At 65.7% G+C, this 11481-nt stretch carries 8 protein-coding genes; 6 read left to right on the forward strand and 2 right to left on the reverse strand.

All coding sequences use genetic code 11. From position 1 onward, the window contains the following. Nucleotides 1–5: 5 nt before the first annotated feature. Nucleotides 6–1010 (forward strand): hypothetical protein, encoded by a 1005-nt coding sequence (locus ACXU4B_RS01175; protein WP_131406972.1) that lies wholly within the window; start codon nucleotides 6–8, stop codon nucleotides 1008–1010. A 245-nt stretch (nucleotides 1011–1255) separates the two neighbouring features. Here ACXU4B_RS01175 and ACXU4B_RS01180 read toward each other — a convergent pair whose 3' ends face one another. Continuing rightward, nucleotides 1256–1690: a hypothetical protein gene (locus ACXU4B_RS01180; protein WP_165583102.1), complete on the reverse strand. Its 435-nt coding sequence runs from the start codon at nucleotides 1688–1690 to the stop codon at nucleotides 1256–1258. Nucleotides 1691–1707: 17 nt separating this feature from the next. Between ACXU4B_RS01180 and ACXU4B_RS01185 the strand changes: the two genes are divergently transcribed. Next, nucleotides 1708–2979, forward strand: coding sequence for an acetate kinase (locus ACXU4B_RS01185; RefSeq protein WP_240733979.1), 1272 nt, complete (start codon nucleotides 1708–1710; stop codon nucleotides 2977–2979). Between the two features lie 140 nt (nucleotides 2980–3119). On the opposite strand, the gene ACXU4B_RS01190 is transcribed toward ACXU4B_RS01185, so the two are convergent. After that, nucleotides 3120–3800 (reverse strand): TerC family protein, encoded by a 681-nt coding sequence (locus ACXU4B_RS01190; protein WP_131406974.1) that lies wholly within the window; start codon nucleotides 3798–3800, stop codon nucleotides 3120–3122. Between the two features lie 720 nt (nucleotides 3801–4520). Here ACXU4B_RS01190 and acnD point away from each other — a divergent pair. The 4 genes from acnD (at nucleotide 4521) to ACXU4B_RS01210 (ending at nucleotide 11384) form a co-directional block, all read left to right on the forward strand. Continuing rightward, the gene (acnD, locus tag ACXU4B_RS01195; protein WP_131406976.1) at nucleotides 4521–7115 is read left to right on the forward strand and encodes a Fe/S-dependent 2-methylisocitrate dehydratase AcnD; all 2595 of its coding nucleotides are present in this window, start codon (nucleotides 4521–4523) and stop codon (nucleotides 7113–7115) included. Nucleotides 7116–7273: 158 nt separating this feature from the next. Next, complete coding sequence (gene prpF, locus ACXU4B_RS01200) at nucleotides 7274–8458, forward strand: 2-methylaconitate cis-trans isomerase PrpF (protein ID WP_131406978.1); 1185 nt, start codon at nucleotides 7274–7276, stop codon at nucleotides 8456–8458. Between the two features lie 134 nt (nucleotides 8459–8592). After that, on the forward strand, nucleotides 8593–10044 hold the full coding sequence (locus tag ACXU4B_RS01205) for a bifunctional 2-methylcitrate dehydratase/aconitate hydratase (protein ID WP_131406980.1): 1452 nt from the start codon (nucleotides 8593–8595) through the stop codon (nucleotides 10042–10044). Between the two features lie 209 nt (nucleotides 10045–10253). Then, the gene (locus tag ACXU4B_RS01210) at nucleotides 10254–11384 is read left to right on the forward strand and encodes an OmpA family protein (protein ID WP_131406982.1); all 1131 of its coding nucleotides are present in this window, start codon (nucleotides 10254–10256) and stop codon (nucleotides 11382–11384) included. Nucleotides 11385–11481: the final 97 nt, after the last annotated feature.

Here is an 11481-nt window from a genome sequence, read left to right on the forward strand (position 1 = left end):
ACGCGATGAAGCCTGGTATTCGTCTCACCGGCGTGGGCACGGTCTGTTGCCTCGGCTGCCTGTGGGCGCACGGTGCGCTGGCGCAGGACGCGCCGCAGGTCGCGCCATCGGCGCCAGCCACGGCGGTGTCGTTGCCAGTGGTTGCTCCGACCGAACCGGCTCCTGAGCCGGCCGCGCCTGCGGCGACTCCGGAGGCCTCGCCAGCGGTCGCGACGGTTGCTGCGCCCGTGACGACTCCGTCGGCTTCGCCAGCGGTCGTGACGGTTGCTGCGCCCGTGACGACTCCGGCGGCCGCGCCAGCAGTCGCTGCGGTTCCCGCGCCCGCGACGACTCCGGTGGTGCCACCAGAGGCGGCTACGGTTGTTGCGCCCGTGACGCCTCCGGTGGCCGCGCCAGTGGCGGCGACTGTTGTTGCGCCCGCGACGGCTGCGGTGGCCTCGCCAGCGCCTGCGACGGTTGCCGCGCCCGCGCCGACGTCAGCGCCCGCCGTACCGGCGAACGTGACCACGGTAGCCGCCAGCAGCGCGACGGACGCATCTCCGTCGCTACCGCAGACCTTGAACGATGTCAGCGACCTGCAACTGGCCGACGTGGCCGGTTGGACACCCGTCAATGCAAGCACGCTGGACGCGATGCGCGGTGGCGTCGACCTCGGCAACGGACTGGTCGCCTCGTTCGGGTTCGATCGCGCGGTCTACGTGAACGGCAATCTGGTTGCCTCCACCAGTTTCAACATCCCCGACATCGGGCATATCACCGCCGACCAGGCCAGTGCCGTGGCAGCGGCGCTCAACACCACGAACGTGGTGCAGGTAGGGCCGGGCAACAGCATCGATCCGCGGGCTTTCAGCCAGGCCAGTGGCGCAACCGTCATCCAGAACAGCCTGAACAACCAGAATATCCAGGCACTGACAACACTCAACGCATCGGTGAATTCGCTGCAGTTGTTCCGTGCGATGAATCTGCAAAACACTTTGCAATCCGCTTTGGTGCAATCCCTGGGGCATTGACGAATGAATAGTGCACTCGCCCGTTGGTACTCCGCCGTGGACTAGCCACGGCGGAGTGCTTGGCGTGCGAGGGCCCGGCGGCTGCGCTTCGAAGACCACGACATCGAACCATGATTCATGAGGAAGCATGATGCGAAACCTAACGTGGCGATATCTCTGCTCAACCGGGTGTGCCGGCCTGGTGTTCCTTGGCCTTCCGGTGGCCGCCCAAAAGAGCCCGGACGCACCCGCGGGGAGCGCGTCGATCACCGCGCCAGCGGTGCCAGCCCCCATACCTGCACCGGTAGCGGTACCTGCGGCGACACCCGCACCGACACCCGCACCGCCACCGACGGTGGCGGCCGCCGCCCCACCTTCGGCAACACCCGCCGCGACACCCGCAGCGACACCCGCAGCGATGCCTGTAGCGATGCCCGTAGCGACACCCGCAGTGACGCCTGTAGCGGCATCCCCAGCAGCGCCCGTGGCGACGCCCGCAGCGACACCGGCAGCGGCACCGGCAGCGACGCCTGTAGCGTCATCCGCAGCGGCGTCCGTAGCGACGCCCGCAGCGACACCGGCAGCCACGCCCGTATCGACACGAGCACCAGCACCAGCACCGGCCATCGCAGCGGCGGCCGCAGCGACAGCGCCAGCGGGATCTTCCGCGGCGTCCGCTGCCAATCCGGCTGGCGTCTCACCCGACATCCGCAAGCAGGTGACCGAGCAGGGCGAGCGCATCGATGCGATGCGCAGCCAGATCTCCGCGCAAATTGAGCAGCTCGACGTCATGAAGCGTGCGTTGGCTGCGCAGGAAGCCGACTATCGGGCATTGCGGCATGCCGTGGGCATGGATGTGCTGGACAAGCAGCGCGCCGGCAGCGTGGCAGCGGCGGGCCCCGGCGTGTCAGCGCTGCCGATGCCGGCGGCCGCCGAACTGGCCGCCAGTGCACCGGAACCCGCCGATACGCCCACCAAGCCGGTGGGGCAGGCGCCGCAGCCCGATACGCGGCCGCCGGAAGTGGCGCCGATCTTCGAGCAGCCCGGCGTGCTGACACCCAAGGGCAAGTGGGTGTTCGAACCGGCGTATCAGTTCGGCTATTCGTCGGTCAATCGCGTTGATCTCATCGGCTACACGGTGATTCCCGCGATCCTGATCGGCCTCATCGACGCCCGGCAGGTGAAGACCACCACGCAGACCGGCGCCCTGGCGGTACGTTACGGCCTGACCAGTCGCCTCGAACTGGAAGTGCGCGTGCCCTATGTGTATACGCACACCGATACCATCAGCCGCGAACTCTTCACGGGATCGGCCACCGACAGGGCCTTTGCCGCCAGCGGCAGCGGCATCGGCGATGTCGAGGCCACCGCGCGGTACCAGCTCAACGTGGGCGGGCCGGACAAGGCCTTCTACGTTGGCTGGCTGCGTTTCAAGTCGCGCACCGGCAAGGATCCGTTTGAAGTCACTACCGACTGCGTGCAGCGTTGCGTGGAAAACGTGATCGGGCAGCCCGGGCTGGAAGCGACGGGCACCGGCCTGCCGTTGACCTTGCCGACGGGCTCCGGCTTCTACTCGCTGCAGCCGGGCGTCACCTGGCTGTATCCCTCCGATCCGGCGGTGTTCTTCGGCAACGTCAGTTACCTGTACAACTTCCCGCGCGACAACGTGACCCGCAACCTGCTGCTTTCGGGCAAGGAAAACCTGGGCAAGGTGCAAGTGGGCAACGTGGCCGACATCAGCATCGGCATGGGCCTTGGGCTCAATGAAAAGGCGTCCATCAGTATCGGTTACGACCAGAGCTGGGTCGGCCCGACCAAGCAGAACAACAAGACCGTGCCCGGTTCGAGCAAGTACGTGCTCGGCACGCTGCTGCTTGGTGGCTCCTGGCGCTTCAATGAAAAGCGCACGCTGAACTTCACGCTGGGCATCGGTGTCACGCGCGATACGCCCGACGCCACCGTGACCGTGCGCGTGCCGATGATGTACTGATCCATCGGCACGCGTTGGGGCCGCCAGCGGAAATCGGGATCTGGGACCCTCTTGCGGCATGCGCCCGGCGGGTCATGCCGCGTGATGTGTCGTGTCTCCGGGGAATGGCGGTGGCGTGTCGCCGACCCGCGGCGATCGCCTCAGGTTTCGATCCGGCGACGCAGTCGCCTTCGATTGGCCAGCCAGCCGCCTCCGCAGATACCGACCACGAGCAGCATATCGAGCGCATAGGTGGCCCAGTCATGTTGATCGAACCACGGCGCCAGCAGTCCGTCGTGCGAAATCATGCGTGCGGCCGTCCAGGCGATGGCGGCGGCACCGATATACACGACGATGGGAAAGCGTTCGATCAGGCGCAGGATCAGCGTCGATCCCCACACGACCAGGGGCACGCTGATGGCCAGCCCGATGACCACCAGCACCATGTGGCCCTTGGCGGCGCCGGCGATGGCGAGCACGTTGTCCAGGCCCATCAGTGCGTCGGCCACGATGATCGTGCGCATGGCGGTCCAGAAGCTGCTTGCCGGATCGACCTCGTGCGGAGCCTGCGCATCCGGCTTCAGCAGCTTCCATGCAATCGGCAACAGCAGCGCGCCGCCCGCCAGCATCAGGCCAGGCAATTCGAGCAGGTAAACGACGATGCCGGTGAGCACCAGTCGCACCGCAATGGCGCCGACCGTGCCCCAGACGATGGCCTTGGTCTGGATCTGTCTGGGAAGGTTGCGCGCCGCCAGGGCGATCACGATGGCGTTGTCGCCGGCCAGCACGAGGTCCAGCAGGATGATGGCAAACAGGCCGGAGAGAAAATCGGTGAGTTCCATGAGGGGCTCTCTGCGCGTCGGACTTTGCAGCAACGACGGACACGCGCGGCCCGTCATCACTGCAAAAGTCTCGTTCACGGCAGGGCCGCCACGGTGACCGGAGCGGGATTCCGCTCGTGATGACGACCACCGGAAGGGTACGCAGGACGCCGTACCCCGAACTACTCCCTTTTGGGATCAGTATCTGCGCATTCTCGATGCCGCCATGCATGCCAGTCAAGCCGGACGCGTCGGCAGAAAGGCTTGCGCCCGCACCCATGGGCGCGGCACAAGCAACGCTGTCGCTGCCGCTCTCCCCAGTCGTCTGTTTTACAACGATATTGGCGGCAGCCGCGTGGCGGGCGCCGTGTGGCTGTCGCACGCCCTGCGCAGGCGCGTGACGGGCAGGCCCGATGGAGCCGGCGGTGTGCATGGCGCCCCATCGTTTTGGGGGGTACGAACGCAGGTTCCGGCCGGGTCACGCCCGGGAGGCGTGCGTTACAATCGCGAGCTAGATAGTGCGATTTCTCGATCGTGCCCTGGTGACGGGTTAGACACTCGCCGCGGTCGCCAGCACGGGAAATTCAGCCGTCGGGACACGCGCCGGGTGCCAACCCATCCGCCCGGGCGTGCGCGTCGATGGCCCACGAGACAGTCCGCACCTGTCGATCGAGCAACGGGGGCGCGCCGAGTGTCGGCCTGCGGTCCGTCGGGCGTTAATCTCCAGGGTTCCTGATATTTATGAATACCGTCTACCGCCAATCCCTCCCCGGCACGTCGCTGGACTATTTCGATGCGCGTGCCGCCGTGGATGCGATCCAGCCAGGTGCGTATGACACGCTGCCGTATACCTCGCGCGTGCTCGCCGAAAACCTGGTGCGTCGTTGCGATCCGGCGATCCTCACCGAGTCGCTCAGGCAGCTCATCGAGCGCAAGCGCGAGCACGATTTCCCGTGGTTCCCGGCGCGCGTGGTATGCCATGACATCCTCGGCCAGACGGCGCTGGTGGATCTGGCCGGCCTGCGCGATGCCATCGCCGAGCGCGGCGGCGACCCGGCCAAGGTGAATCCGGTGGTGCCGGTGCAGCTGATCGTCGACCACTCGCTGGCGGTGGAGTGCGGCGGCTTCGACCCGAATGCGTTCACCCGCAACCGCGCGATCGAGGATCGTCGCAACGAGGACCGTTTCCACTTCATCAACTGGACCAAGAAGGCGTTCGAGAACGTCGACGTCATCCCGCCGGGCAACGGCATCATGCACCAGATCAACCTGGAGAAGATGTCGCCGGTGATCCAGGTCCAGGACGGCGTGGCCTATCCCGATACCTGCGTCGGCACCGACAGCCACACGCCGCACGTCGACGCGCTCGGCGTGATCGCCATCGGCGTCGGTGGTCTCGAAGCGGAGAACGTGATGCTCGGCCGCGCCTCATGGATGCGCCTGCCCGACATCATCGGAGTCGAACTCACCGGCAAGCGCCAGCCCGGCATCACCGCCACTGACATCGTGCTCGCGCTCACCGAGTTCCTGCGCAAGGAAAAGGTGGTTGGCGCGTACCTGGAGTTCCGCGGCGAAGGCGCGTCCAGCCTGACGCTGGGCGATCGCGCGACGATTTCCAACATGGCGCCCGAATACGGCGCCACCGCGGCGATGTTCTTCATCGACAAGCAGACCACCGATTACCTGCGCCTCACCGGCCGCAGCGACGAGCAGGTGAAGCTGGTGGAAACCTATGCCAGGGTCGCGGGCCTGTGGGCCGACACGCTGGCGAACGCGCAATACGAGCGCACGCTCACGTTCGACCTGTCGTCGGTCGTGCGCAACATGGCCGGCCCGTCCAACCCGCACAAGCGCTTGCCGACTTCCGATCTCGCCGCGCGCGGCATTGCGGGTGAGTGGACCGAGCAGCCGGGCCAGATGCCCGATGGCGCCGTCATCATTGCGGCCATCACCAGCTGCACCAACACCAGCAATCCGCGCAACGTGATCGCGGCGGCCTTGCTGGCGCGCAACGCCAACGTGCGTGGCCTCACGCGCAAGCCGTGGGTGAAGAGCTCGCTCGCGCCCGGTTCCAAGGCGGTGGAGCTGTACCTGAAGGAAGCGAACCTGCTGCCCGAGCTGGAGAAGCTCGGCTTTGGCATCGTCGCGTTCGCCTGCACCACCTGCAACGGCATGTCCGGCGCGCTCGATCCGGCGATCCAGCAGGAGATCATCGACCGCGACCTGTACGCCACCGCCGTGTTGTCCGGCAACCGCAATTTCGACGGCCGTATCCATCCGTATGCCAAGCAGGCGTTTCTCGCCTCGCCGCCCCTGGTGGTGGCCTACGCCATCGCCGGCACCATCCGTTTCGACATCGAGAAGGACGTGCTCGGCGTCGATGCCGATGGCCAGGCGGTGACGCTCAAGGACATCTGGCCGTCGGACGAGGAAATCGACGCCATCGTTGCCTCCAGCGTCAAGCCCGAGCAGTTCCGCCAGGTCTACGAGCCGATGTTTGCGCGCACCGGCCGCACCGGTACGAGTGCCGCGCCGTTGTACGACTGGCGCGCGCAGAGCACCTACATCCGCCGTCCGCCGTACTGGGAGGGTGCCCTCGCGGGCGAGCGCGCGCTCCAGGGCATGCGTCCGCTGGCGGTGCTTGGTGACAACATCACCACCGACCACCTGTCGCCGTCGAATGCGATCCTTCTGGACAGCGCGGCGGGTGAATATCTGGCGAAGATGGGCCTGCCGGAAGAGGACTTCAATTCGTACGCGACCCATCGCGGCGATCACCTCACCGCCCAACGCGCCACCTTTGCCAACCCGACGCTGCTCAACGAGATGGCCGTCGTCAATGGCGAAGTGAAGAAGGGTTCGCTGGCGCGCGTGGAGCCGGAAGGCAAGGTGATGCGCATGTGGGAGGCGATCGAGACCTATATGGATCGCAAGCAGCCGCTGATCATCATCGCGGGCGCCGACTACGGGCAGGGTTCGTCGCGCGACTGGGCGGCGAAGGGCGTGCGGCTGGCCGGCGTGGAAGCGATCGCGGCCGAAGGCTTCGAGCGCATCCACCGCACCAACCTGATCGGCATGGGCGTGCTGCCGCTGGAGTTCAAGCCCGGCACGAACCGCAAGACGCTCGGCATCGACGGCACCGAGACCTTTGACGTGGTCGGCGCACGCACGCCGCGCACAGACCTCACGCTGGTCATCCATCGCAAGAACGGAGAGCGCCTCGAGGTACCGGTGACCTGTCGCCTGGACACCGCCGAAGAAGTGTCGATCTACGACGCAGGTGGCGTGCTGCAGCGTTTCGCGCAGGATTTCCTCGAAGCGTCGCAGGCGGCCTGACCGCTGTCTACCCAATGAGGGCGTCAACTCTTGCCCGTCGTTCTCACTTTCGCGGGAATGACGGGTTCATTGGGGCGCCCAGTTAGTATCACCTTGCGCTTGTGACTCTGTTCGCGCGTTGCGCGCGGGCGGGGCCCGGTAAAAACAGGACAACACACATGCCACAGCTTCCCCAGATCCGCATTCCCGCCACTTACCTGCGCGGGGGCACCAGCAAGGGCGTGTTCTTTCGCCTCGATGACCTGCCCGAGGCGGCACGCGTGCCGGGTACGGCTCGCGATGCGCTGCTGATGCGCGTGATCGGCAGCCCCGATCCCTACGGCAAGCAGATCGACGGCATGGGCGGCGCCACCTCCAGCACCAGCAAGACGGTGATCGTGTCCCGCAGCAGTCGCGCGGGTCACGACGTGGATTACCTGTTCGGCCAGGTGGCGATCGACAAGGCCTTCGTCGACTGGAGCGGCAACTGCGGCAACCTGTCGGCGGCGGTCGGTCCGTTCGCCATTGCCGGTGGCCTGGTCGACGCGGCGCGCGTGCCGCGCAACGGCATCGCCACGGTGCGCATCTGGCAGGCCAATATCGGCAAGACGATCATTGCCCATGTGCCGATGACCGACGGCGCGGTGCAGGAAACGGGTGATTTCGAACTGGACGGCGTGACGTTCCCGGCCGCCGAGGTGCAGCTGGAATTCATGGATCCGGCCGCCGAGGAAGAGGGCGCCGGCGGCGCCATGTTCCCGACCGGGAACATGGTCGACGACCTCGAGGTGCCGGGCGTGGGCACGCTCAAGGCGACCATGATCAATGCCGGCATTCCCACGATCTTCGTCGAGGCCGCCGCCATCGGCTACAGCGGCACCGAACTGCAGGACGCCATCAACAGCGATGCGAAGGCACTGGCGATGTTCGAGACCATTCGCGCGCACGGTGCGCTGCGCATGGGTCTGATCAAATCGCTCGACGAGATCGCCACGCGCCAGCACACGCCGAAGGTGGCCTTCGTCGCCAAGCCGGCCGACTACGTTGCTTCGAGCGGCAAACCCGTGACCGCAGGCGACATCGACCTGCTCGTGCGCGCCATGTCGATGGGCAAGCTGCACCACGCGATGATGGGTACGGCGGCCGTGGCCATCGGTACGGCAGCGGCCATTCCCGGCACGCTGGTGAACATGGCCGCTGGCGGTGGTGAGCGGCAGGCGGTGCGCTTTGGCCATCCGTCGGGGACGTTGCGGGTGGGTGCCGAGGCGGCGCTGGTTGACGATACGTGGACAGTCACCAAGGCGATCATGAGCCGAAGCGCACGCGTGCTGATGGAAGGCTGGGTGCGCGTGCCGGTGGGCTGAGCCCGCCGGGATGGGGCCTGGCTTCTTCGCCACGGCGACAGAGTCGGGCCACGTCGAAAGAGTTTGCGTCAAACGACAGGGGCGGGCCATGCCGATTCCATGGCGGTTTCCCGTGTTGCCACGAGGCGAGCCTCATGAGTGCGCATGACATCCGCTCCGCCCGGCGTCCCGATCCCGACCAGCCGATGGTCGATGTCGCCAATTACGTCGTCGACTACCGGATTGATTCCAGCGAGGCGTACGACACGGCGCGCCTGATGCTCCTGGACTCGCTGGCCACGGCGATGATGGCCATGAAGTTCCCCGAGTGCGTCAAGCACCTCGGCCCGGTCGTCCCGGGCGCGATCCTGCCGGGCGGTGCCCGCGTGCCGGGCACCAGCCATGAGCTGGACCCGGTCCAGGCGGCCTTCGCCATCGGCACGCAGATGCGCTGGCTGGACTTCAACGACACCTGGCTGGCAGCCGAATGGGGCCACCCATCGGACAACCTGGGCAGCATCCTGGCCGTGGCCGACTACCTGGGCCGCAAGGCGGCGCGCGAAGGCGGCGAGCCGATGACGGTGCGCGACGTGCTCGGCTACGCCATCAAGGCGCACGAGATCCAGGGGTGCTACGCCCTCAGGAACAGCTTCAATCGCGTCGGCCAGGACCACGTGATCCTGGTGCGCCTGGCTTCCACGGCGGTCGCCACGGCCATGCTGGGTGGCTCCAGGGAGCAGATCATCACCGCCGTGTCGCACAGCTGGATCGACAACGGCGCCCTGCGCACCTACCGCCATGCCCCCAATACCGGCCCGCGCAAGAGCTGGGCGGCCGGCGACGCCTGCCGTCGCGCCGTCACCCATGCGATCAACGCTGTTTACCTCGGCGTGGTGGGCTATCCGTCCGCGCTCAGTGCCAAAACCTGGGGTTATTACGACGTGGCCTTCAAGGGCAGGGCTTTCGAGTTCGAGCGCCCGTTTGGCAGCTACGTGATGGAAAACGTGCTGTTCAAGATCAGCTTCCCGGCCGAGTTCCACGCCCAGACGGCCGTCGAGTGCGCGATGAAGCTCCACGGCCAGGTCGCCGCCCGGATCGGCCAGATCGAGAAGATCGTGATCGAGACGCAGGAAGCGGGCGCGCGCATCATCGACAAGACCGGTCCGCTGGCCAACTACGCCGACCGCGACCACTGCATCCAGTACATGGTGGCGGTGCCGCTGATCTTCGGTCGCCTCACCGCCGACGACTACAACGACGATGTTGCCGCCGACCCGCGTATCGATGCGCTGCGAGACAGGATGGTGGTCAGCGAGAACCCGCAGTTCACCAGGGACTACTTCGACCCCGACAAGCGCTACATCGGGAATTCGGTCCAGGTCTTCTTCAAGGACGGCAGCAGCACCGAAAAGGTCTCCACCGACTACCCGATCGGCCACCGCAAACGCCGTGCCGAGGGCATTCCCCTGCTGCTGAAGAAGTTCGAGGCAGCCCTGCGCGGCCATTTGCCGACCCATCGGGTCGAGGCGATCCTGAATGCCACGGCGGACCCGGCAAGGCTGGACGCCATGCCCATTCAGGAGTTCCTGGGTTTCTTCACGCTGTAAAGACGGCGTGAGCAGAAAATGAACGGGCGTTTGGGGTCGATTTGCAATAGTTTAACTTTTGCTAAACTACTCCGCGCCCGTTTCGGGTAATCAAGCTTCATAAGTTCTGAGGTCATGTTCGTGGGTTCGACAGGAGATTGGGTCCACGACTGATGCATTTCCCGTCTGGGGTGAACGGACGCGTACACCAATAAACGAGGAGACACCTGATGAAACGTAAGGGCTTGTATATCCTGATTGCCCTCGCCCTGGGCGGCGCAGGCGCCGTTCACGCGCAGGACAATACTTCCAGCACGGAGCCGACCACGACGCCAAGCTATGACGGTCGGTGGTACATCGCGCCGACCGTGGGCGGCTACTACAACGATTCCGATCGCAACACCAACAGCCGCCAGTTCTACTACGGCCTCGGCGTTGGTCGCTTCTTCTCCCCGAACTTCTCGCTTGACCTGTTCTTCGATCGCACCAAGCGCGATCGCGACAACATCAACATCAACGGCGTTCCCACGGACAACGGCTCGTGGGCGAACAACAACTGGGGTGTCGCGGCGCGCTACTACTTCCGTGACTGGACCGACTGGCGTCCGTACTTGCTCGGTGGTTTGATCGGCAGCTACCACCAGAACAACAGTGACAAGGGTTGGGATCCGGCCGCTGAACTCGGCGTCGGCGTGTCGAAGACCATCACCGACAGTTCCGATTTCCGCGTCGAAGGTGGCTACCGCTACGACTGGGACGACAAGACCCAATCGAACAAGAGCGGTTACGGTGACTGGTTCCTCGGCGTAAGCATCGTGTCGCGCTTCGGCGAGCCGGCCGCTGCACCCGTGGCCGCCGCGCCGCCGCCGCCGCCGGATTGCTCGAAGATGGACAGCGATGGCGATGGCGTCAACGATTGCGACGACAAGTGCCCGAACACTCCGCCCGGCACCATCGTCGGTCCGGACGGCTGCCCGCAGAAGGTCGTGATCGACCTGCGCGGCGTGAACTTCAAGTTCGATCGTCCGAAGAAGGGCGAGAAGGACATCGGCAAGGCACTGGCCGAACCGAGCAAGGATTCGATCGCCGTGCTCGACCAGGCAGTCGACACGCTGCAGCGTTATCCGCAGGTGCACGTCACCGTGGCCGGCTTCACCGACTCGGTGGGCAAGGACGACTACAACCAGAGCCTGTCGGAGCGTCGTGCCAAGATCGTGTACGACTACCTCACCGCGCACGGCATCGACGCCAGTCGTCTCGAAGGCCCGATCGGTCATGGCAAGAACGACCCGATCGACACCAACGACACGGATGCTGGTCGTGCACGCAACCGTCGTACGGAGCTGCAAGTTCAGCAGTAATCGAACGACAAGCAATGTAAGAAAAGCCCGGCAATTGCCGGGCTTTTCTTTTTGCAAGCGTGTGCGCGCACTCCATGCGCTGAACATGCGGACATGT

The sequence above is a fragment of the Dyella soli genome (assembly GCF_054482295.1).